Source organism: Pseudomonas linyingensis (genome assembly GCF_900109175.1).
In the GTDB taxonomy this organism is placed as follows: domain Bacteria; phylum Pseudomonadota; class Gammaproteobacteria; order Pseudomonadales; family Pseudomonadaceae; genus Geopseudomonas; species Geopseudomonas linyingensis.
Window position 1 is genome coordinate 125,610 of record NZ_FNZE01000004.1, and the last position, 22,780, is coordinate 148,389.

Sequence of the window (22,780 nt, forward strand, 5' to 3'; positions counted from 1 at the left end):
CGCTACTCCAGCGGCGCCACGCGCCTGCCGATCAGGCGGCCACGCAAGGTGTGGCCGCCATCACCGTTCGGCGTCACTCCACCCCGCCACCCAGCGCCTTGAACAGGCTGATCTCGCCGCCCAGCTGGGCCAGGCGGGTATCGATCAGCCGCTGGCGGCTGACGAACAGCTGGCGCTGGGCGTCGAGCAGGGTCAGCTGGCTGTCGACGCCGGTGCGGTAGCGGGTCTCGGCCAGGCGGTAGTACTCGGAGCTGGCCTCGACCAGATCGCGCTGCGCCGCGAGCTGCTGGTGGTAGGTGCCGCGCGCGGCCAGCCCGTCGGCGACCTCGCTGAACGCGATCTGGATGGCCTGCTCGTACTGCGCCACCTGGATGTCCTTCTGCAGCTTGGCGTAGTCGAGATTGGCCTTGAGGCTGCCGGCGGTGAAGATCGGCAGGTTGATCTGCGGCTGGAACAGCCAGGTACCGCTGCCGCCCTTGAACAACCCGGACAGCTCGGTGCTGGTGGTGCCGGCCTTGGCGGTCAGGCTGATGCTGGGGAAGAACGCCGCGCGCGCCGCGCCGATATCGGCGTTGGCCGCCTTGAGCGCATGCTCGGCCTGGAGGATGTCCGGGCGGCGCTGCAGCAGCTCGGAGGGCAACCCCACCGGCAGCTCGGCGAGCACGGCCTGATCCAGCGCCTGCGCTGCCGGCAGGTCGGCCGGCACGCCGCTGCCGAGCAGCAGCTGCAGGGCGTTGCCGTCCTGGGCGACCAGGCGGGTGTACTGGGCGACGCTGACCCGCGCGCCCTCCACCGCGGTGCGTGACTGCTGCAGCTCCAGCGCCGAAGCCACGCCGACGTCGAAGCTGCGCTGGGTCAGCGCATGGCTCTGCGCGTAGGTCTTGAGGGTTTCCTCGCTCAGCGTGAGCAGCTCGCGGTCGGCCTGCAGGGTCAGCCAGGCGTTGGCTACGCTGGCCACCAGGCTGATCTGCGTGGCGCGCTGCGCCTGCGCGGTGGCGAAGTACTGCTCCATGGCCGCCTGGTTCAGGCTGCGCAGGCGGCCGAACAGGTCCAGCTCCCAGGCGCTGACGCCGAGGCTGGCGCCGTATTCGCCATTGGTTTCGGCCTGGCCGGTACGCGTCAGGTCGGCCGGCAGACGCTGGCGGGTGCCGCTGGCATTGGCGTCGACCTGCGGGAACAGCTCGGCGCGCTGGATGCGGTACAGCGCCTGGTAGGCCTCGACGTTGAGCGCGGCCACGCGCAGGTCGCGATTGTTGTCCAGCGCCTGCTCGATCAGCCGCTGCAGCGCCGGATCGCGGAAGAAGCTGCGCCACTCGGGCAGCGCCGCCGCCGGCGTGCCGGCCTCGCGGTAGGCCGCGCCCACCGGCCAGGCATCAGCCACCGGTGCTTGCGGGCGCTGGTAGTCGGGGATCAGCGAGCAGCCGCCCAGCGCCAGGACGATGCTCAGGGTCAGGATCGACTTGTTCACTGCGCGGACTCCTTCTCGGCCTGCACTGCCGGCTTGCGTTTGCGTTCGGTCAGCGAGCAGACCAGCACGTAGAACAGCGGGATCCAGAAGATCGCCAGCACCAGCGCGGAGAGCATGCCGCCGATCACCCCGGTGCCGATGGCGTGCTTGCTGCCGGCGCCGGCGCCGCTGGAAATGGCCAGCGGCACCACGCCGAGGATGAACGCCAGCGAGGTCATCACGATTGGTCGCAGACGCATGCGGCAGGCCTGTGCCGCGGCGTCGACCAGGCTCATGCCCTGCGCATGCAGCGACTTGGCGAACTCGACGATGAGGATCGCGTTGCGCGCCGACAGGCCGATGGTGGTGAGCAGGCCGATCTGGAAGTACACGTCGTTGGACAGCCCGCGCCCGTAGGTGGCCAGCAGCGCGCCGATGATCCCCAGCGGCACCACCAGCATCACCGAGAACGGAATCGACCAGCTCTCGTACAGCGCCGCCAGGCAGAGAAACACCACCAGCAGCGACAGCGCATACAGCGCCGGCGCCTGGCCGCCGGCCAGACGCTCCTCGTAGGACAGCCCGGTCCAGGCAATGCCCACCCCCGGCGGCAGCTCGGCGGCGAGTTTCTCGACCTCGATCATCGCCTCACCCGAGCTGTAGCCCGGCGCCGCGGCGCCCAGCACCTCCATCGCCGGCACGCCGTTGTAGCGCGACAGCTTGGGCGGACCATAAATCCACTGGCCACTGGCGAAGGCGCTGAACGGCACCATCTGGCCCTCGGCGTTGCGCACGAACCACTTGTCGAGATCCTCGGGGTCCATCCGCGCGTCGGCATCTCCCTGCAGGTAGACCTTCTTCACCCGACCGCGGTCGATGAAGTCGTTGACGTAGCTGCCACCCCAGGCAATCGACAGGGTCTGGTCGATCTCGGACAGCGCCACGCCTTGGGCGCGCGCCTTCTCGTCGTCGATCAGCAGCTGGTACTGCGCCTCGTCACGCAATCCGTTGGCGCGCACCCCGGCCAGCTTGGGATTCTGCCCGGCCAGCTGGAGGAACTGGTCGCGCGCTGCGGTCAGCACCTGGTGGCCGACGCCGGCACGGTCCTGGATGAACACGTTGAAGCCGGTGGCGTTGCCCAGTTCCATCACCGCCGGCGGGGCGAAGGCGAACACCAGCGCATCGCGGAAGCCGAAGAAGCGCTGCTGGGCACGCTGCGCCAGCTCGAACACACCCTGTCCCGGCTCGCTGCGCTCGCTCCACGGCTTGAGGTTGATGAACGCCATGGCCGAACTCTGCCCGCGACCGGCGAAGTTGAAGCCGTTGACGGTGAACACCGAGCTGACCACGTCGCCCTCCTCCTCGAGCAGGTACTCGCGCATCTGGCGAACCACCTCGTAGGTACGCTCGGCGCTGGAGCCGGCCGGGGTCTGCACCTGGGTGAACAGCACGCCCTGGTCTTCCTCGGGAAGGAAGGTGGTGGGGATCTTGGTGAACATCCACGCCATGATGGCGACGATCACCAGGTACATCAGCAGGTAGGGTGCCTTGCGCTTGAGCACCGCCTTGACGCCGCGCTCGTAGCCGTCGACGCCGCGCTGGAAGTTGCGGTTGAACCAGCCGAAGAAGCCGCCCTTGTGGTGATGCTCGCCCTTGGCGATCGGCTTGAGCAGGGTCGCGCACAGTGCCGGGGTGAAGATCAGCGCCACCAACACCGACAGCACCATGGCCGAGACGATGGTGATCGAGAACTGCTGGTAGATCACCCCGGTGGAGCCGGGGAAGAATGCCATCGGCACGAACACCGCCGACAGCACCAGGCCGATGCCGACCAGCGCGCCCTGGATCTGCCCCATCGACTTGCGGGTGGCCTCCAGTGGCGACAGCCCCTCCTCGCTCATCACCCGCTCGACGTTCTCCACCACCACGATGGCGTCGTCCACCAGCAGGCCGATGGCCAGGATCATGGCGAACATGGTCAGGGTGTTGATGCTGAAGCCGAAGGCCGCGAGGATGCCGAAGGTGCCGAGCAGCACCACCGGCACCGCCAGGGTCGGGATCAGCGTGGCGCGGAAGTTCTGCAGGAACAGGTACATCACCAGGAACACCAGGGCGATGGCCTCGAACAGGGTCATCACCACGCCCATGATCGACGCCGAGATCACCGGCGTGGTGTCGTACGGATAGACCGCCTTCATCCCCGGCGGGAAGAACGGCTCCAGATCGGCCAGGGTCTGGCGCACCGCCGCCACGGTATCCAGCGCGTTGGCGCCGGTGGCCAGCTTGACCGCGATGCCGGTGGCCGGCAGGCCGTTGTACTCGGCGCTGATGCTGTAGTTCTCGCCGCCCAGCTCGACGCGGGCGACGTCCTTGAGGCGCACCTGCGAGCCGTCGGCATTGACCTTGAGGAGGATGTCGCGGAACTGCTCGGGGGTCTGCAGGCGGGTCTTGCCGATGATGGTGGCGGTCAGCTGCTGGCCCGGCGAGGCCGGCAGGCCGCCGAGCTGGCCGGAGGAGATCTGCACGTTCTGCGCCTGGATGGCGCTCTTCACATCCACCGGGGTCAGCGCGTAGTTGTTCAGCTTCGCCGGATCCAGCCAGATGCGCATGGCGTACTGGGCGCCGAACACCTGGAAGTCGCCCACTCCCGGGGTCCGCGACAGCGGATCCTGGATGTTGGAAACGATGTAGTCGGCCAGGTCGTTGCGGTCCATGCTGCCGTCTTCGGAAACCAGGCCGATCACCAGCAGGAAGTTGCGCACCGCCTTGGTCACCCGGATGCCCTGCTGCTGCACTTCCTGCGGCAGCAGCGGGGTGGCCAGCTGCAGCTTGTTCTGCACCTGCACCTGGGCGATGTCCGGATCGGTGCCCTGGTTGAAGGTGGCGGTGATGGTCATGCTGCCGTCGGAGTTGCTCTCCGAGGCGATGTAGCGCAGGCCGTCGATCCCGTTGAGCTGCTGTTCGATCACCTGCACCACGGTGTCCTGCACCGTCTGCGCCGAGGCGCCCGGATAGCGCACGGAAATGCCCACCGCGGGCGGGGCGATGCTCGGGTACTGGTTGATCGGCAACTTGAGGATCGACAGACCACCGGCCAGCATGATCACCAGGGCGATCACCCAGGCGAAGATGGGCCGGTCGATAAAGAATCTCGACATGACAGCGCTCCCTTAACGGCTCTGAGCCGGCTGCTGGGCAGGCTTCTGTTCAGTCGGCTGGGCCACGGTGGCACCCGACAGTGCCGGCACATTGCTCGCCGGCTTGACCTGTACCTCGACGCCCGGCTTGATGAACTGCAGGCCCTCGGTGATCAGCCGGTCACCCGGCTGCAGGCCCTCGCTGACCAGCCAGAAGCTGCCGGCAGTACGCTCGGCCTTGAGGACCCGCGGCTCCACCTTGTTGTCGGCGTTGACCACCATCGCGGTGGCCTCGCCCTTGGCGTTGCGTGCCACGCCCTGCTGCGGAGCGAGGATCGCCGCCGCCTTGCCGCCGGTCTGCAGCTGCGCCTGGACGAACATCCCCGGCAGCAGCACCTGCTCCGGGTTGGGGAACACCGCGCGCAGCACCACCGAGCCGGTGCCCTGGTCCACCGACACCTCGGAGAACTCCAGACGCCCGGCATGGGCGTAGGTGCTGCCATCGGCCAGGGTCAGGTTCACCTTCGCCGCGCCGCCGATCTGCTCCAGCTGGCCGCTGGCCAGTTCGCGACGCAGGCGCAGCAGCTCGCTGGCCGACTGGGTCACGTCCACATAGATCGGATCGAGCTGCTGGATCTGCGCCAGCGCCTGGCTCTGCCCGTTGTTCACCAGCGCGCCCTCGGTCACCGCCGAGCGACCGACGCGCCCGCTGATCGGCGCCAGCACCTTGGTGTAGCGCACGTCGATGCGCGCCTTCTCCAGCGCCGCCTCGGCCTGCAGCTGTGCCGCGCGCGCCTCGTCGTACTGCTGACGGCTGACCGCCTGGTCGGCGACCAGCACCTTGTAGCGCTCGGCCAGCGAACGGCTGGACAGCACGCTGGCCTCGGCACTCTTCAGGGTCGCCTGATAGATCGCCGGATCGATCTGGTACAGCTGCTGGCCAGCCTTGACCTCGCTGCCTTCCTTGAACAGACGCTTCTGCACGATGCCGTCGACCTGCGGACGCACCTCGGCCACCCGATAGGCCGCGGTACGGCCCGGCAGCTCGGTGGTCAGGGTGAACGGCTGGGCCTCGAGGGTCACCACCCCCACCTGCGGGGCGGGGCGAGCCTGCGGCCCGGCCGCGTCCTCTTTGCCACAGCCGGCCAGCAACAGGAGCGACGACAGGGCGACAAGACCCAGCGCCGCGCGTGCGGATGCGCTATTCATCGGAAAGCCTCGAATTCGTGTGCACAAGCAAGGGAATGAGTGGGGGAGAGGTTGAATCTCCAAGACTTGCCAATATACTTACATTCGCGACTGTTTGCAAGCGCGCGACTGTTACAATTTTCGCTCAGCATTACCAAACCGCCCCGACCGGCGCATGAGAATCCCGATGGCCCGCAGAACAAAAGAAGAAGCCGAAATCACCCGCCAGCAGATCCTCGACAGCGCCGAACGCGTGTTCGCCGCCAAGGGCGTGGCCCACACCACCATGGCCGACATCGCCGCCGATGCCGGCGTGTCGCGCGGCGCCCTGTACTGGCACTTCACCAGCAAGACCGACATTTTCCATGCAATGTTCAACCGCCAGCATGACGCCAACAAGGTCGTCTGCGCCGCCGCCCGCGATCCCGAGGAACCCGACCCGCTGGGCCAGATGCGCAGCATCCTCAGCCACTTCCTGTGCAAGGTGGTGGAAGACCCACAGCAGCGCCGGGTCAGCGAAATCCTCCACCACAAGTGCGAACTGGCCGGCGAGCAGGCCGACCTGCGCCAGCATCTGCAGGCCACCGGCGACGATATCGACCAGGACATCGCCCTGTCCCTGCGCCATGCCGTGCAGCGTGGCCAGCTGCCCGCCGACCTCGACCTTCGCCGCGCAGCCATCGCCGTGCACGCCTACATCCACGGCCTGATCAACAACTGGCTGCTGCGTCCCGACAGCTACCCCCTCGACCGCGAAGCCGGAGCCCTGGTGGATGCCCTGCTCGACATGCTCCGGTTCAGCCCGGCGTTGCGCCATAAGCCATAGATTCAACCGACAAACACCTGCTGCCGATGCCAGGCGAGGAACTCGACGCTGGGCATGAAGCGCTCGGGCAACTCGATCTGCCGGCCGGCCAGCGGCCAGAACACCTCGCGGGCGAAGGGCTCGCCGCGCTGGCGCAACTGCTCGGAGAGCGTGATGGTGAAGTCGTCCTCAAGGGTAATCAGCCCCTGATCGAACGCCCGGTCGTGCAAGGCCGACAGACACAGGCCATTGGCCGGGTTCAGGCGATTCGCCTGGTCCGCACTCCAGGGCACGATATGGCTGGCCAGCAGCAGCCGCGGCTCGCTCAAACCGGACATGCAGCAGCGCCCGCGATAACTACCGAGCACCGCGCGGCGGAAGAACTGCTGCTTGATGCGCTGTTCGACCAGCACCTGGCGGGTGGCGCCGGTGAAGTCGGCAAGCGCCAACCCGTCGCCGGCCTCGTCCCGCTCCAGGTCGTCAGCCGGCATGTTGTGTTCACTGCGCAAGGCGGCGAGCAGGCCGGAGCACTCCAGCGCCAGACCTTCCCAGTCGGCATGGAACTGCGCCCAGATGGCTTTATCCAGGTTGGAAGCCCCTGTCAGCCCCTTGCGCCCGCTGGCGGTAATCACCGGATCGAGGCTGGCCAAATTGCTCAGCTTGTACGCCACCGCCCCCGGTGAGCGACCAATCAGCCCGGCCAGCTCGATCACTTCCGGAGTTCGCTGATCCAGACGGCCGAAGGGCAGTTGGCAATACAGATGCAACGCCAGCTTGACGTGATCTGCCGGCCATAAATTCTTGCGCATATTGCCGCCTCCCTGCTGATTACAACGACTCACATAGTTCAGTTGAGCAACTCAAACTCCACGCTCATCGGCGCACTGCCGCTATGGCAGCGGTAACGAACCGGGCCGTGATAGGTGAAAGGTGCGGCCTTGCCTGCTTGCTTGCGATCCTCACGGACAAACAAGTGCACGCTCAGCCCGCGCTTTTCATGCTCGATGATTTCCCGGCCACGCTTATTATCGGGCGTAGTCGAATTTTGGCTTTGCCAGTGAAAGGTGCGCTCGTCGATCCAGTGATCCAGATAACGGTGCTCTTCGGCCTTGCCCTGCTTGTTCAGGGTCACCAGCAATACGTGGGACTTAGCCTCGGCCAGGAACACGTGCCCGACATTCCAACTGCCAGTATTGAACTCCACGCCGAACAACGGCGGAATCTCCTCGCGCATCAGCCGTTGCCCCACCGCCATTTCCAGCGGATCGAGCACTGCCCTGAGGCGGGCAAAAGTGCGCAGTTGCTCGCGCAACTCTTCGGTCACCGGCATATCGGCGTAGTCGGGGTTGTTGGCGCGCAGCACGTAGCTGCCGTCGCGCTCCTTGAGGATGACCCGTAGCAGGTATTGGTTGTCACCGGCACCGTCCTGGCGCTCTATGGCCATGATCGAGCCGGTGATGGAGCCCGCACTGCTCGGGTTGATCTGCTCCAGCAGCAGGTAGTCGCCATCATTGATGGGATTTTTGCCGCCATTCATCGAGTTGCCCGAGGCGCGGGCGATGAAGTGGCGGGCGGGATCGAGACGGCCATGCCCTTCGCCGAGGAATCGGTACTCCTCGCAATCGGCCGTGCCGGTCTTGAAGTGGCCGCAGGCAATTTTCAGGTTGGGGAAGAACGGCAATTCGGTGCCAGGGCGCTCAATTGGGACTGGCGGATCCCCGGGTTTCTCAGGCACCACGTAGGCTGCCAGGCGGTAGTCCAGCAGCTCCTGCAGTAACTCGGCCAATACGGGCGCCTGCGCCTCGGCCACCGCCCGCGTGGGGCGCAGCGCTTCGCCGTCGATACGGAAAAATACCCGCTCGCCGGGTTTGCGCGGACCGCCCGTCCAGGCGGCGACGGGATGGTCTAGCCAGTGACGCTGCCATGGCGCATCCACACCGCTATTCCCCTGACGCAACACTGCTGGCAGATCCGCCAGCAACGAGCGGCGGCGCTGCAGCGTCTGCCAGCCGCGCGCGGCCAAGGCGCTCAAGGACGGCGCCACGCGCCAGCCGTCCAGCTCCTGGAAAGCCTCCAGCAAGAGGATCTCAAGGCTGCCGGCGACTTTGCGCACCTCAACTTCCGCCAGGAGCACGTGCTGGGCGCTCAGCACCTCGCATTCGCTTGCAGTCAGATCGCCCATCGCCTCGACCAGCGCGAACCAGGAACCGAACTGCTTGCGCATCTCGGGCAAGCTGGCGCCGAAGCGATAGAACTCGGTCAGGCTCGGCCGCCGCCCCAGCCCTTCACGCAGCGCCTGGTAATCCTTCTGCACGCCCTCACCATCCAGGGCCTTGAGGAAGTCGATCAACTGCAGGTCGTAATAGATGAAACAGCCGTCCGGCAATTCCAGGCGATGATCTTCGGCCGCACGCGCATAGTCGGCCAATTGCCGATGATTCATGCTGCGACCCATCAACGCCTGCGGCTTGTGCAGGAAGCTCTGGTGGTTGCCGATAAAGTCGAGCACCACCAACTGCTCTTTACCCTGGGCCTTACGCAAGCCTCGACCCAGTTGCTGCAAAAAGAGGATTTTCGATTCGGTCGGGCGCAGCATCATCACCGTATCGATGGCCGGCAGGTCGACGCCTTCGTTGAACAGGTCCACCGAAAAGATCGTTTGTAGCCGACCGTCAGCCAATTGCTCCAGCGCTTCGCCACGCGACAAGGGCGACGCGGCATATACCGCAGCGGCCCGGACCCCCTGCTGCTGGAAATACTCGGCCATGAACTCGGCATGCCGAATCGATACACAGAACGCCAGCGTCTTGCTCTGCGCGTGGCTGCGCCAGATTTTCAAAGCATGGCGGGCACGACTCAGGGTCGCCAATTTGCTGCTCAGCTGCGCGGGGTCGAAACGGCCGTTGCGCCAGGGGATTTCCGCGTAATCCACGCTATCGTCGAACACCCCGTAATAGTGGAACGGCGCGAGCAACTGGCTGTGGATGCCGGTGAACAAGTCGCGAGTGAATACCAGGTTGCCGTCGCACAGGGAAAGAATATCCGACTGGTCGGTACGATCCGGCGTGGCGGTCAGGCCGAGCAGGAAGCTCGGCGCAAAGTGGTTGAGCAGGCGGTGATAGGTCGGCGCGGCGGCATGGTGAAATTCATCGATCACCACGTAATCGAAGTGCTGCGGTACGAAGCGTTCGAGATGGGCGACGCGGCCCAGGGTCTGCACCGAAGCGCACAGCACATCCACCTGGCTATCGCGCTGCTGGCCCCGATAAAAACCAACCCGCGCGGTCGGCCGAATGCGCAGGAAGGTTTCCGCCGCCTGATTGAGGATCTCCTCGCGATGAGCGACGAACAGCACCCGCCGCGCGCCGAACTGCTCGGCATCGAAGGCGGCCAGCCAGGTCTTGCCCAGACCGGTGGCGAGTACCACCAGGCCGCGGCGGTAGCCCTCGGCACGACTGCGCAGCAGGGCCTGCAGCGCCTCGACCTGGATGGCGCTCGGCTGCGGTGTCGGCTCTTGCTCCTGACTCCCCGGCGCAATCGCCCGTGGCGGCGGGATGCGCCGCGCTTCGTAGGCGTCGATCCAGGCATCGGACAGCGGCCTGGCCCGCGGGTGGGCGAACAACTCGTCGAAACGCCGGCGCGCCTCGAGAAAACCCGCATCGCCCGGATAGTCGATGCGGTAGTTCCACTCCAGGCCATCCTGCAGCGCCTGACGGCTGATATTGCTGGAGCCGATAAAGGCCTGGCCGCGTAACGGGCCGTGCTGATCCACAGCGGCGAACAGGTAAGCCTTGATATGGAAGCTGCTGCCGGCGCTTTCATAGACGCGCACCTCGGCGCCCTGCTCTTGCAGCAGCATCAAGCGGCGCAGCGCGTCGGGATCGGTGATGTCGAGATAATCGCTGGTGATGATGCGCAACCGCGCCGGCCCCAGTGCCGCAGAGATCTCGTCGCTGCGCGTCAACGCGCCCAGCAAGTCCGGCAACAGCAGGCGCAGACCGGTGCTTTTGACGAAGGCCACCGCCATGTCGATTTCGCTGGCGGCGTTGATCGCTGCGCACAGGTGCGGCAGGAAATGATCGGCTTCGCCGCCAGTGACCAGGCGTGCCGGCGCGCTGACGGCGCTGGCGCTGCGGTGCTCGGAAGGGTCCCACTTATCGTTCACGCGTCACGTCCTTGCCCTGCTGCACTCCCATCGAGCGGCCATGCTATCACTCCGCCAGCCCCCTGATCCCCACCAGCAGCGCCCTCAGCACCGCGCTCCAGCGGATGCAGACGGCCAACCTGGAAGCCATGCACAACTGCAGTCCGGCGCGTCCCTCTTGCCTGGCCGGCGAACATGGCCAACACTCGCCACCAGCGGCGGCGCAGTTTGGCGCGGCCTTATCCAATGATCGAAAGTGCGAGTATCACCATGTCGGACAGAACAGGTAGCAGCGCCAGCTACAGGCAGCGCGAGTCGGGGTATCGGGACAAGGCCCTGAAGATGTATCCGTGGGTCTGCGGACGCTGCGCGCGGGAATTCGCCTATTCCAACCTGAGCCAGCTGACGGTCCACCATATCGACCACAATCACGACAACAATCCGGCCGATGGCAGTAACTGGGAGTTGTTGTGCCTGTACTGCCATGACCACGAGCATTCCAAGTATTCGATCTACAACGGCGAAAACGGCAGCGCGGTGATTCCCGGCGAGAAGTCGCCGCAGGTGAAGCACAATCCGTTCGCCAATCTGAAGTCGCTGATCGACGAAAAGAAGTAACTCGCCGAGCGACCGCCGCCCCCGGCCGCGGTGTCGACCAGTGGCACTGAAACCCCTCGCCACCCAGCTGGTTTTCCCGCTGGGCCAGCGGCGCTCCTGTTAACATGCGCGCCAACCAGAATGACCAGGAACAATTCCATGCAAGAGCACGAAAAGCCGCTCGACGAAGCGGAAATCGATGAACTGAACGAGCTGCTGTTCAGCTACTCGGAAAAGGTCGAGCAGGACCATGCCAAGGACAGCCAGGAAGTGGACTGCGTGTTCAGCATTTCCGAGCTGGACGGCTTTCTCACCGCGGTGCTGACCGGGCTCAACCCGATTTCGCCGTCGGAATGGCTGCCGGCGCTGTGGCGCGGCAAGCTGCCGAAGTTCGAGTCGGAAGCCGAACTGCAGAAGCTAACCGACCTGCTGATGCGCCACATGAACGCGCTGGCCAACAGCCTGTTCGAGGACCCGGAAAGCTTCGCGCCGATCTACGAGATCAGCGAGGAGGACGGCAGCGAGGAAGTGGTGGTCGACGAGTGGTGCTACGGCTACATGCGCGGCGTCGAGCTGCGCGAGAAGGACTGGGCAACCCTGCAGGAGGCGCAGCCGGAACTGCTGCTGCCGTTCATGCTGCTCAGCGGAGCCTATTCGCTGGAAGGCGAAGAGGAAGTCACCGAGGAGGAGCGCGAAGAGATGCGTGAAAGCCTGCCGGATCTGGTCTTCGCCATTCGCGATTTCTGGATGACCGAGGCGGAAAAGCCCAAGGCACCGAAGACCGGCCGCAACGATCCGTGCCCGTGCGGCAGCGGCAAGAAGTTCAAGCAGTGCTGCCTGCACTGATGTCGCACTGACATTTCGCTGAATGCGCCTATTCTCCCTCGCCCATTGCGGCGAGAAGGGGAATAGGTGTTGGCCGCTACCCGCTCCTTCTATTGACGGCCGGCAACAGTCTCTATAAAAAGCATCACCTCAGGAAACTCTGAGGAAGTAGTCATTCCCGCCCAGGCGGGAATCCAGAAGGCCCGTGGCAGCTGGGCTTCCGCCTGTGCGGGAGCGACGACAAGTGGTTTTTCAGACTTCCCCTTAATCCGTGGCGAAAATAGGCGCAAGGAGTGCGCGGATTTCGCGTACCCGGATATTCTTCTTATTGCAGACCTCCCCTATCCACCCGGAGAAATTTGATGTCCAAACTGTTGGAATTCCGCAAGGCCGAACAGGCCCTCAGGGAACAACTGGCGCGCCTGGAATCGCTCAAGCATGACAAAGAACTCGAGCGCGAAATCGAGTTTGAAGACAAGCTCAAATCGCTGCTGAAGGAATACGGCTTCAAGCTGCAGAACATCGTCGACATTCTCGACCCGCAGCCGATCCAGATTGCCGAACTCGAAGTTGGCCGGCGCGTGCGCAAGACGCAGATCTGGACCAACCCGATCACCGGCGAAGTGCTGCAAACCAAGAGCGGCAACAACAAGACGCTCAAGGCCTGGAAAGCCGAACACGGCGAGAAGTTCGTCAGCACCTGGCTGCAGAAGGACTGAGACCCGCGCGGTCTCGACCTGCACGACCGCTGCCCCGGCGCCGACCCGCAGCGCCGGGCGCCGGGCGCCGCCGCCCCTGCGACGCTCGGCCGGTAGCCTGGCACGCGCTTTTCTCGCACACTGGCGGCCCTCCACACCGACCCTGTCAGGGAGTGATTCGTGTCGCCTGCCGCCTTGCGTCTTCGCCCTGCCCTCTTCCTTGTCCTCCTGCCGCTGATGCTGCTGGCGTGGTTCGCCTGGCGCCACTGGCAAGGCCCGCTGCTGCCCGCCTATCAGCTGGAGCTGCGTCCGCTGGTGCAGCGCGTGGTGGCCAGCGGCGAGGTGAGCAGCCAGTCGCTGGCGCGCATCGGCAGCGAGCTGACCGGGGTGATCAAGACCCGCCGTGTGCGCGAGGGCGATCTAGTCCAGCCGGGCGACCTGCTGCTGGAGCTGCACGACGACGAACAACAGGCCCGCCTGCGCGAAGCCGAGGCGGCGCTGCGCCAGCTGACCGACTCCAGCCGGCCGCAGGCGCTGGCGGCGCTGCGTGAAGCGCAGAGCAATCTCGACCAGGCCAGCCGCGAACGCCAGCGCCGAGAGGCGCTGTTCGCCCGCCAGCTGCTCTCCGCCGAGGCCCGCGAGCAGGCGCGCCGCGCCGAAGTGAGCGCCCGCGAGGCCCGCGCGCGCGCCGAACTGGCCGCCGCCGCGCTGGCCAGCGACGGCAGCGAGGAACAGGTGCTGCGCCAGCGCCTGGAGCAGGCCCGCGCCACCCTGGCCAAGACCCGCATTCATGCCCAGGTCGCCGGCACCGTGCAGACGCGCAATGTCGAGCCGGGCGATCTGGTGCGTCCCGGCGACACCCTGCTGGAGATCGCCCGCGCCGGCAGCCGCGAGATTCTCCTGCCGCTTGACGAGAAGAACCTCGCCCCGGTGGCCCTCGGGCAGAGCGCGCGCATCGTCGCCGACGCCTGGCCCGGGCGGGTGCTGGCGGCCCGCGTCAGCTATATCGCCCCGGCGGTGGATACCGCCCGCGGCACCGTGGACGTGCACCTGGACCTCATCGAGCCGGCCGATTTCCTGCGCCAGGGCATGACCGTATCGGTGAACATCGACACCGCACGCCGCGAGCGCGCCCTGGTGATCGCCAACGATGCCCTGCGGCGGATCGCCGGCGAACGCGCCGAGGTGCTGCGCGTGCAGGACAACCGCGTGGAGGCGGTGAGCGTGCGGCTCGGTCTGCGCAGCACCGCGCTCAGCGAGGTGCTCGACGGTCTGAGCGAGGGCGACCAGGTGCTGGTCGCCGACGCCGAGCCCGGCCAGCGCGTGCGCCTCGCCCTGCAGGCGCTGCCCGCCGGCGTGACGGAGTAAGCCGGTGCACCTGCTCGACTCGCTGTGGACCGAGTGGAAGATCGCCCTGCGCTTTCTCGCCGACAACCGCATGCAGACCCTGCTGATCATCGTCGGCATCGGCGTCGGTTCGGCGGTGATCGTCTTCATTACCGCACTGATCACCGGCCTGCAGGCCAACGTCATCGAGCGCACCCTCGGCACCCAGGCGCACATCCGCATCCTGCCACTGGACGAGGTCAACCGCGTGCTGCCGGCGGCCGACGGCGCGCTGGCGCTGATCCTGGAAAACCCGCGCGCCCAGCGCCTGCGCTCGATCAGCAACTGGCAGGACGTGCGCGACGCCCTCGACGGCCAAACTCAGCTGCTCGCCGTGTCGCCGCTGATCAGCGGCCCGGCCATTGCCCGCCGCGGCGTGGCGCGCGCCTCGGTGGCGCTGATGGGCATCGACCCCGTGCGCTACCAGCGCATCATCCCGATCGCCGAGGACCTGATCGCCGGGCACTTCACGGTCGGCGCCGGGCACGCGGTGATCGGCAAGGAGCTGGCCGACGACCTGGGCCTCGGCATCGGTGACAAGCTGCGCCTGGACGCCGGCGAGGGCCGCGAGACGATCGTCGATATCGCCGGCATCTTCGAGCTGGGCGTGCGCGAGCTGGATTCGCGCTACGTCTACCTCGACCTCAAGCAGACCCAGACCCTGCTCGACCTGCCCGGCGGGGTGACGGTGATCGACACCACGGTGCGCGACATCTTCGAGGCCGAAACCATCGCCGCCCGCCTGGCGCGCCTCACCGGCCTGCAGGCGGAAAGCTGGATGGCCACCAACGGCCAGCTGCTCAACGCGCTGCGCTCGCAGACCATGACCACGCAGATGATCCGCCTGTTCGTCGGCCTGTCAGTGGCCTTCGGCATCGCCAGCGTGCTGGCGGTGAGCGTGGTCCAGCGCACCCGCGAGATCGGCATCCTGCGCGCCATGGGCAGCCCGCGCGGGCAGATCCTGCGCGTGTTCCTGCTCCAGGGCGGCCTGCTCGGCCTGGCCGGCTCGGGCCTCGGCGGACTGGTCGGCTGGTCGCTGGTCCAGGTGTTCAACATCTTCGGCCCGGGGCTGTTCTTCATCCCCACCGACCCGACGCTGATTCCCGTGGCCATGGCGGTGGCGACCGTCACCGGCGTGCTGGCCGCCGCGGCGCCGGCGCGGCGCGCGGCCCGTCTCGATCCGGCGGTGGCGATCCGTTATGTCTGAGTTGACCCATGGCTTCACCGATGGCGAGGAAGTGCTTCGTCTGGAGCGCCTGCGCAAGACCTACAACCCCGGCACGCCGCTGGAGCTGGAGGTGCTGCACGCGCTCGACCTGCGTCTGGTGCGCGGCGAACTGGCGGCGCTGATCGGCCCGTCCGGCTCGGGCAAGAGCACCCTGCTCAACGTCATCGGCCTGCTCGACTCGCCCAGCGCCGGCGAGCTGTACCTGCTCGGCCAGCCGACCCGGGCGATGGACGACGAACAGCGCACCCATCTGCGCAACCAGGTGATCGGCTTCGTGTTCCAGTTCCACCACCTGATTCCGGCGTTCAGCGTGCTGGACAACGTGCTGATGCCGCTGATGATCCGCCACGGCAAGCCGACGCCGACCGACATCGAGCGCGCCCGGGAGCTGCTGGACGCGGTCGGCCTCGCCGATTTCGCGCAGAAGAAGGCCAACCAGATTTCCGGCGGCCAGCAGCAGCGAGTGGCCATCGCCCGCGCCCTGGTCACCCAGCCGGCGCTGCTGCTGGCCGACGAACCCACCGGCAACCTGGATACCAAGACTGCGGAAGGCGTGTTCGAACTGTTCCGCCGCTTCAACCGCGAGTTCGGCTGCGCGGTGCTGGTGGTCACCCACGACCCGCGTCTGTCGGCCAGCTGCGCGCGCACCATCCAGCTGGTGGACGGCAGCATCGTCAGCGATCAGATGAATCCGTAGGGCAACTCGCGCGGCGATTGCCCAGCACCGACGATGGCCAAGGCTGCGCCGTTGACCTCCCTGCGAGTTGGCAAGGCCCTACAGCACGCGGAAATTCTTGAACTGCCAGGGATCGTCGGCGTCGAGATCCTCGTCGAACAGCCGGCCGCGGCCCTCGAGCGGGGTCCAGTCGCTGTACACGCCGAGCAGCTCGCCGAGGTAGGGCCGGCAGAAGTCGAGGATCTCGGCGAAGGGCAGCTCGTCCGGCTCGACCACCCCGCACGCCGGATTGCGCATCGTCCAGAGCATCCCGGCAAGCACCGCCGCCGTCACCTGCAGGCTGGTCGGGCTGTTGGCCGGGCACAGCGCCCGCGCCTGCTCGACCGACAGCCGCGAGCCGTACCAGTAGGCACCGCCGTCGTGGCCCATCAGCAGCACGCCCAGTTCGTCGACGCCGCTGAGCAGACCGTCGCGCAGCAGGCGGCAGCGCGGCTGCAGCCGCCAGTTGCGGCCGGCCAGCTCGTCCAGCGACAGCACGGTGTCGTCGCAGGGGTGGTAGGCATACAACACGGTCGGTCGGTACTCGGGCTGTTCGCTCGCGCCCAGGGTGAAGTAGTCGGCGATGGAGATCGCCTCGCCATGAGTGATCAGGAAGGCGTGCTGCGGGCCGGCCAGCGGCGTCCAGCTGCGCACCCGGGTGGCCGCCCCCGGCCGCTCCAGATAGATCGCCGCGCGACTGCCGTAGCCGTGGCCGCGACCGTCGGCCGGGAAGTGCCGCTCGTGGCTGCCCCAGCCCAGCTCGACCGGCTGCAGCGCCTCGCTGACGAAGCCCGGCACCGACCAGGTGTTGACGAACTCGTCCGGCACCTTGCGCTGGCGATCCACCTGCCAGTCGCGCTCGGCGATGTGGATGACGCGCACGCCGAGGCGCTGCGCCAGGCGCGCCCACTCGCCACGGCTGGCTGGCACCGGCTGCGGCGCGCCATGGCCGGCTGCCAGTTCGAGCAGCGCCATCTTCAGCAGGTGCGAGACCAGCCCCGGGTTGGCGCCATGGGCCAGCACCGCGGTCGGCCCGGGGTCGTCCGGGCGGCGCAGCGCCAGTGCCGCCTCGCGCAGGGCGTAGTTGCTCCGCTGCGCCGCCGGCAGGTGGCGATCCACGTAGCCACCGGCCCAGGGCTCGATGCAGGCGTCCAGGTACAGCGCGCCGCGCTCGCGGCACAGCTCGACCAGGGCGATGCTGCTGACGTCGACCGACAGGTTGAGCAGGAAGTCGCCCGGCCCGAGCCGCGGCGCAAGCTCCGCGCGGTAGTTGCTGGCGGTGAGGCACACCGTCCGATGACGGATGCCGGCCTGTGCGGCCTGGTCGAGGCCCGCGGCGTCGGCGGCGAGGATCTCGATCTGCGCAGGCTTGAGGTCGAGGTGGCGCAGCAGCAGCGGCAGCACGCCCTGGCCGATGCAGCCGAAGCCGAGCAGGACGATGTGCCCGGTGTAGGCCTGGCGCTGGTGCGGAATATCCAATGGCCTTCCCCCCTCGCTGACTTCCTGTGACGGACCTCAGTATAGGAAGCCTCTCGCGGGAGGGCGCTGGCGCGTTGCCGGCCGCCGCCTGGCGGCCGGCACGGCCGGGGTCAGAGCGCGCGCCCCAGTTCGGGCACCGCCTCGAACAGGTCGGCGACCAGGCCGTAGTCGGCGACCTGGAAGATCGGCGCCTCCTCGTCCTTGTTGATCGCCACGATCACCTTGGAATCCTTCATGCCGGCCAGGTGCTGGATAGCGCCGGAGATGCCGACGGCGATGTACAGCTGCGGTGCGACTATCTTGCCGGTCTGGCCGACCTGCATGTCGTTGGGTACGAAGCCGGCGTCCACCGCCGCGCGCGAAGCGCCCACCGCGGCGCCGAGCTGGTCGGCCACGCCGTAGAGCAGCGCGAAGTTGTCGCCGTTCTGCATGCCGCGGCCGCCGGAGACGATGACCTTCGCCGCGGTCAGTTCCGGACGCTCGGACTTGGCCAGCTCCTCGCCGACGAAGGCCGACAGGCCCAAATCCTCGGCACCCGTCAGCGTCTCGATGGCGGCGTTGCCGCCCTCGGCGGCCACGGCGTCGAAGCCGGTGCCGCGCACGCTGATCACCTTGATCGCCGCGCTGGACTGCACGGTGGCGATGGCGTTGCCGGCGTAGATCGGCCGCTGGAAGGTGTCGGCGTCGATGACCTTGACGATCTCGGAGATCTGCTCGACGTCGAGCAGGGCAGCGACGCGCGGCAGCAGGTTCTTGCCGGCGGTGGTGGCCGGCGCCAGCACGTGGCTGTAACTCCTGCCCAGCGCGCTGACCAGCGGCGCGAGGTTCTCCGCCAGCTGGTGGGCCAGCGCGGGGTGATCGGCGACCAGCACCGTGCTCACCCCGGCGACCTGGGCGGCGGCCTCGGCCACCGCGGCGCAGTTGGCGCCGGCGACCAGCAGGTGGATGTCGCCGCCGATCTGCGCAGCGGCCGCCACGGTATTCAGGGTGGCCGCCGCCAGGGCGGCGTTGTCGTGTTCGGCAATGACGAGAATGGCCATCAGATCACCTTCGCTTCGTTCTTCAGTTTCTCGACCAGTTCGGCCACCGACTTGACCTTGATCCCGGCGCTGCGCGCGGCCGGCGCCTCGACCTTGAGGGTCTTCAGCGTCGAGGCGGTGGACACACCCAGCGCCGCGGGAGTGAGCAGGTCGAGCGGCTTCTTCTTGGCCTTCATGATGTTGGGCAGGGAGGCGTAGCGCGGCTCGTTGAGGCGCAGGTCGGTGGTGACGATGGCCGGCAGCTTGAGGGCCACGGTCTGCAGGCCGCCGTCGATCTCGCGGGTGACGTTGACGCTGTCGCCGGCCACTTCCACCTTGGAGGCGAAGGTGCCCTGGGCGAAGCCGCAGAGCGCGGCGAGCATCTGCCCGGTCTGGTTGTTGTCGCTGTCGATGGCCTGCTTGCCGAGGATCACCAGCTGCGGCTGCTCGCGGTCGACCACCGCCTTGAGCAGCCTGGCCACCGCCAGGGAACTCAGCTCATCACTGGACTCGACCAGGATGGCGCGGTCGGCGCCGAGGGCCAGCGCGGTGCGCAGCTGCTCCTGGGCGGTCGCCGGGCCGACCGAGACCACCACGATCTCGCTGGCGATGCCCTTTTCCTTGAGGCGCACCGCCTCTTCCACGGCGATCTCGCAGAACGGATTGAGCGCCATCTTGACGTTGGCCAGCTCGACGCCGCTCTGGTCGGCCTTGACCCGGACCTTGACGTTGTAGTCGACCACGCGTTTCACAGCCACGAGGATCTTCATCGGTTACCTCTTCTCACTTGAAGTTGCGGCTGATCAGCTTCTGCAGCCAGCCGACGATGCCGGCGCGGAACAGCAGCACGCAGAGCACGAAGATCACGCCGAGAATCACATGCACCCAGTCGCCCAGCGGGCCGTTGGACAGGTAGCTCTGCAGGGTCACCACCACCCCGGCACCGACCAGCGGGCCGAGCACGGTGCCGACGCCGCCGAGCAGGGTCATCAGGATCACCTCGCCGGACATGTGCCAGTGGGCGTCGGTCAGCGAGGCCAGCTGGAACACCACGGTCTTGGTCGCCCCGGCCAGGCCGGTGAGGGTCGCCGAGATGACGAAGGCCAGCAGCTTGTGGGCGTCGACGTTGTAGCCCAGCGAGATGGCCCGCGGCTCGTTGTCGCGGATCGCCTTGAGCACCTGGCCGTAGGGCGAGTGGATGGTGCGCTGGATCACCGCGAAGCCGAACACGAACACCGCCAGCACGAAGTAGTACATCGCCAGGTTGCTCGACAGGTCGAACAGACCGAACAGGTGGCCGCGCGGCACGCCCTGCAGACCGTTCTCGCCGCCGGTGAACGGCGCCTGCACGAACATGAAGAACACCAGCTGGGCCAGCGCCAGGGTGATCATCGCGAAGTAGATGCCCTGGCGGCGGATCGCCAAGAGGCCGAAGCCCAGCCCGAGCAGCCCGGAGGCCGTCGTGCCGGCGAGGATGCCCAGCTCGGTGGACAGCCCCGAGTACTGGCTGAGCAGGTAGCCGGTGACGTAGCCACCGCTGGCGAGGAACGCCGCGTGGCCGAACGACAGCAGTCCGGCGAAGCCCAGCAGCAGGTTGAAGGCGCAGGCGAATAGCGCGAAGCACAGCAGCTTCATCAGGAACACCGGGTACACCGCCAGCGGGGCGACCAGCGCGACGCCGAGCAGCGCCAGGTAGAAGCCGCGCTTGCGCAGCAGCGCCGCGCGCTGGCGTTGCTGTTCGACCTTGGGGTGCACGGCCGCAGCCGCCTGAATGTTTTCCAGACTCGACATGCTCATGCCTCCTTCCCGAACAGTCCCGCAGGACGAACCAGCAGCACGATTACCATCACCAGGAACACCACGGTGTTGGCCGCTTCCGGATAGAACACCTTGGTCAGGCCCTCGATCAGGCCCATGGCCAGACCGGTGACGATGGCGCCCATGATCGAACCCATGCCGCCGATCACCACCACGGCGAACACCACGATCAGCAGGTTGGCGCCCATGGTCGGGCTGACCGGATAGATCGGCGCGGCGAGCACGCCGGCGAAGGCCGCCAGGGCGGCGCCGTAGCCGTAGGTCAGGGTGATCAGCAGCGGCACGTTGATGCCGAAGGCCTGCATCAGCTTGGGGTTCTCGGTGCCGGCGCGCAGGTAGGAACCCAGACGGGTGCGCTCGATCATGTACCAGGTGGCGATGCACACCACCAGCGCGGCCACCACCACCCAGGCGCGGTAGGTGGGCAGGAACATGAAGCCGAGGTTGTAGCCGCCCTTGAGCAGCTCGGGCATCGGGTAGGAGGCGCCGGACACGCCGAACAGCTTGACGAAGCTGCCCTCGACGATCAGCGCCAGGCCGAAGGTCAGCAGCAGGCCGTAGAGGTGGTCCTCGCCGGCGATGCGCCGCAGCAGGTGGCGCTCGATGGCCATGCCGATGGCACCGACCAGCAGCGGCGCCAGCAGCAGCGCGACCCAGTAGTTGACGCCCAGATAGCTCAAGCCGAGCCAGGCGGCGAAGGCACCGAGCATGTACTGGGCACCATGGGCGAAGTTGATGATGCGCAGCAGGCCGAAGATGATCGCCAGGCCCAGGCTGAGCAGTGCATAGAAGGCGCCGTTGATCAGGCCGAGCAGCAGCTGGCCGAGCAGTACGCTCAGGGGAATACCGAACAGGAGAGTCATGAGTCACCACCCAGAGGAAGTCCGCGACACCCGGCCGCGCGGGCCGGGTGGATGGCTCGCTCCCGCGCGCTCAGGCGCGCGGGAGCCGGCGGTCGATCAGTGCTTGGCCACCTGATCCTTGACCAGCTTGCACTGGCTCTCGGCCAGCGGGCGGAAGGCCTGCTCGCCGGGGATGGTGCTGACGATCTTGTACAGGTCCCACTCGCCCTTGGACTCGGCCGGGGTCTTCACCTGCACCAGGTACATGTCGTGGACCATGCGGCCGTCCTCGCGAATCTGGCCGCCCTTGGCGAACATGTCGTTGATCGGGGTGGCCGCCATCTTGGCGCGCACGGTGGTGGTGTCGTCGCTGCCGGTGGCCTTGACCGCGTTCAGGTAGTGCATGGTGGCCGAGTACACCCCCGCCTGAGCCATGGTCGGCATGCTGCCGACGCGCTCGTGGTAGCGCTTGGCCCAGGCACGGGTCTCGTCGTTCATGTCCCAGTACCAGCCGGTGGTCAGCATCAGGCCCTGGGTCACATCCAGGCCCATGGCGTGGATATCGTTGAGGAACACCACCATGCCGGCCAGCTTCTGCCCGGACTGGGTGACGCCGAACTGGCTGGCGGTCTTCAGCGCGTTGACGGTGTCGGCACCGGCGTTGGCCAGGGCGATCACCTCGGCACCGGAACCCTGGGCCTGCAGCACGTAGGAGGAGAAGTCGCTGCTCGGGAACGGGTGGCGAACCTTGCCGACCACGCTGCCGCCGCCGCCTTCCACCACCTTGGTGATGTCGGCTTCCATGGCATGGCCGAAGGCGTAGTCGGCGGTCAGCATGTACCAGCTCTTGCCACCCGCACCGAGCACGGCCTTGGCGGTGCCGTTGGCCAGCGCGTAGGTGTCGTAGGTCCAGTGGATGTGGTTGGGCGAGCAGAACTCGTTGGTGATCCCCGAGGACGCCGCGCCGGAGATCAGCGCCAGCTTGTCGGCCTGCTCGACCACCTTGGTAGCGGCCAGCACCACCGAGGAGGCGACCAGACCGGTCACCATGTCGACGTTGCGCTCGTCGACCCACTGACGCACGGTGTTGGCGCCGACGTCCGGCTTGTTGAGGTCGTCGGCGTTGAAGATGACGATCTTCTTGCCGTCGACCGTGCCGCCGAAATCCTCCGCCGCCATCTTCAGCGCCTCCAGGCCGCCCGGGCCGGCGAGGTCGCGGTAGGTGCCGGACATGTCGGCGAGATAGCCGATGCGGATTTCGTCGTCGCTGATCTGCGCGGCCTGGGCGGCGCTGGCGATCAGGGTGGAGGCGAGGATGGCACTTGCAGTCTTCTGGAACGCTTTCATTTATTCACCCACTGTGCATGGTTATTGTTTTTTGTTGAACAGAGATGCAGACGTGCAGACCGACGGGAGCCCCCGGCGCCAAGGCGCCAGGCGGATCGCGAGGGG

The 22,780-nt window shown here is 67.0% G+C and carries 18 protein-coding genes; 7 read left to right on the top strand and 11 right to left on the bottom strand.

What is annotated here, in order from left to right:
- Window positions 1-73 precede the first annotated feature (73 nt).
- The 3 genes from adeC to BMZ19_RS06500 are packed head-to-tail and all read right to left on the bottom strand — an operon-like array spanning window position 74 to window position 5,793.
- Window positions 74-1,468: an AdeC/AdeK/OprM family multidrug efflux complex outer membrane factor gene (adeC, locus tag BMZ19_RS06490; RefSeq protein WP_090308636.1), complete on the bottom strand. Its 1,395-nt coding sequence runs from the start codon at window positions 1,466-1,468 to the stop codon at window positions 74-76.
- Window positions 1,465-4,605, bottom strand: a complete 3,141-nt coding sequence (locus BMZ19_RS06495) for an efflux RND transporter permease subunit (protein ID WP_090308639.1) — start codon at window positions 4,603-4,605, stop codon at window positions 1,465-1,467. Before BMZ19_RS06495 ends, adeC begins: the two co-directional genes overlap by 4 nt.
- Before the next feature lie 12 nt (window positions 4,606-4,617).
- A complete protein-coding gene (locus tag BMZ19_RS06500; RefSeq protein ID WP_090308643.1) occupies window positions 4,618-5,793 on the bottom strand; it encodes an efflux RND transporter periplasmic adaptor subunit in 1,176 nt (391 codons plus the stop codon).
- A 166-nt stretch (window positions 5,794-5,959) separates the two neighbouring features.
- Here BMZ19_RS06500 and BMZ19_RS06505 point away from each other — a divergent pair, with 166 nt between their 5' ends.
- Complete coding sequence (locus tag BMZ19_RS06505; protein ID WP_090308646.1) at window positions 5,960-6,598, top strand: TetR family transcriptional regulator; 639 nt, start codon at window positions 5,960-5,962, stop codon at window positions 6,596-6,598.
- Between the two features lie 2 nt (window positions 6,599-6,600).
- Here the strand turns inward: BMZ19_RS06505 and BMZ19_RS06510 are convergent, their stop codons facing one another.
- Window positions 6,601-7,386: an HNH endonuclease gene (locus BMZ19_RS06510; RefSeq protein ID WP_090308648.1), complete on the bottom strand. Its 786-nt coding sequence runs from the start codon at window positions 7,384-7,386 to the stop codon at window positions 6,601-6,603.
- Window positions 7,387-7,424: 38 nt separating this feature from the next.
- Window positions 7,425-10,604 carry a DUF3427 domain-containing protein gene (locus BMZ19_RS06515; RefSeq protein ID WP_212633202.1) on the bottom strand — a complete coding sequence of 1,060 codons (3,180 nt, stop codon included), beginning with the start codon at window positions 10,602-10,604 and terminating at the stop codon, window positions 7,425-7,427.
- 387 nt (window positions 10,605-10,991) lie between these two features.
- Between BMZ19_RS06515 and BMZ19_RS06520 the strand changes: the two genes are divergently transcribed.
- The 6 genes from BMZ19_RS06520 (at window position 10,992) to BMZ19_RS06545 (ending at window position 16,152) form a co-directional block, all read left to right on the top strand.
- Window positions 10,992-11,339, top strand: coding sequence for a YajD family HNH nuclease (locus tag BMZ19_RS06520; RefSeq protein WP_090309170.1), 348 nt, complete (start codon window positions 10,992-10,994; stop codon window positions 11,337-11,339).
- 138 nt (window positions 11,340-11,477) lie between these two features.
- The gene (locus BMZ19_RS06525; protein WP_170847712.1) at window positions 11,478-12,164 is read left to right on the top strand and encodes a UPF0149 family protein; all 687 of its coding nucleotides are present in this window, start codon (window positions 11,478-11,480) and stop codon (window positions 12,162-12,164) included.
- Window positions 12,165-12,505: 341 nt separating this feature from the next.
- Entirely contained in the window at window positions 12,506-12,862 is a 357-nt protein-coding gene (locus tag BMZ19_RS06530; RefSeq protein ID WP_090308655.1) for a histone-like nucleoid-structuring protein, MvaT/MvaU family, read from the top strand.
- Window positions 12,863-13,078: 216 nt separating this feature from the next.
- Window positions 13,079-14,209: an efflux RND transporter periplasmic adaptor subunit gene (locus tag BMZ19_RS06535; RefSeq protein WP_090309174.1), complete on the top strand. Its 1,131-nt coding sequence runs from the start codon at window positions 13,079-13,081 to the stop codon at window positions 14,207-14,209.
- 4 nt (window positions 14,210-14,213) lie between these two features.
- Entirely contained in the window at window positions 14,214-15,434 is a 1,221-nt protein-coding gene (locus BMZ19_RS06540) for an ABC transporter permease (RefSeq protein ID WP_090308657.1), read from the top strand.
- Complete coding sequence (locus tag BMZ19_RS06545; protein WP_090308660.1) at window positions 15,427-16,152, top strand: ABC transporter ATP-binding protein; 726 nt, start codon at window positions 15,427-15,429, stop codon at window positions 16,150-16,152. Before BMZ19_RS06540 ends, BMZ19_RS06545 begins: the two co-directional genes overlap by 8 nt.
- 78 nt (window positions 16,153-16,230) lie before the next feature.
- Here BMZ19_RS06545 and BMZ19_RS06550 read toward each other — a convergent pair whose 3' ends face one another.
- The 6 genes from BMZ19_RS06550 to BMZ19_RS06575 all read right to left on the bottom strand — a co-directional run bounded on the left by BMZ19_RS06550 (window position 16,231) and on the right by BMZ19_RS06575 (window position 22,675).
- Window positions 16,231-17,649 carry a homospermidine synthase gene (locus BMZ19_RS06550; protein WP_170847713.1) on the bottom strand — a complete coding sequence of 473 codons (1,419 nt, stop codon included), beginning with the start codon at window positions 17,647-17,649 and terminating at the stop codon, window positions 16,231-16,233.
- 110 nt (window positions 17,650-17,759) lie between these two features.
- Window positions 17,760-18,689: an FAD-binding protein gene (locus tag BMZ19_RS06555; RefSeq protein WP_090308663.1), complete on the bottom strand. Its 930-nt coding sequence runs from the start codon at window positions 18,687-18,689 to the stop codon at window positions 17,760-17,762.
- Window positions 18,689-19,438 (bottom strand): electron transfer flavoprotein subunit beta/FixA family protein, encoded by a 750-nt coding sequence (locus tag BMZ19_RS06560; RefSeq protein ID WP_090308666.1) that lies wholly within the window; start codon window positions 19,436-19,438, stop codon window positions 18,689-18,691. Before BMZ19_RS06560 ends, BMZ19_RS06555 begins: the two co-directional genes overlap by 1 nt.
- Before the next feature lie 13 nt (window positions 19,439-19,451).
- Entirely contained in the window at window positions 19,452-20,459 is a 1,008-nt protein-coding gene (locus BMZ19_RS06565) for a branched-chain amino acid ABC transporter permease (protein ID WP_090308669.1), read from the bottom strand.
- A gap of 2 nt (window positions 20,460-20,461) precedes the next feature.
- The gene (locus BMZ19_RS06570) at window positions 20,462-21,349 is read right to left on the bottom strand and encodes a branched-chain amino acid ABC transporter permease (protein ID WP_090308672.1); all 888 of its coding nucleotides are present in this window, start codon (window positions 21,347-21,349) and stop codon (window positions 20,462-20,464) included.
- Window positions 21,350-21,445: 96 nt separating this feature from the next.
- Window positions 21,446-22,675, bottom strand: a complete 1,230-nt coding sequence (locus tag BMZ19_RS06575) for an ABC transporter substrate-binding protein (protein WP_090308676.1) — start codon at window positions 22,673-22,675, stop codon at window positions 21,446-21,448.
- Window positions 22,676-22,780: the final 105 nt, after the last annotated feature.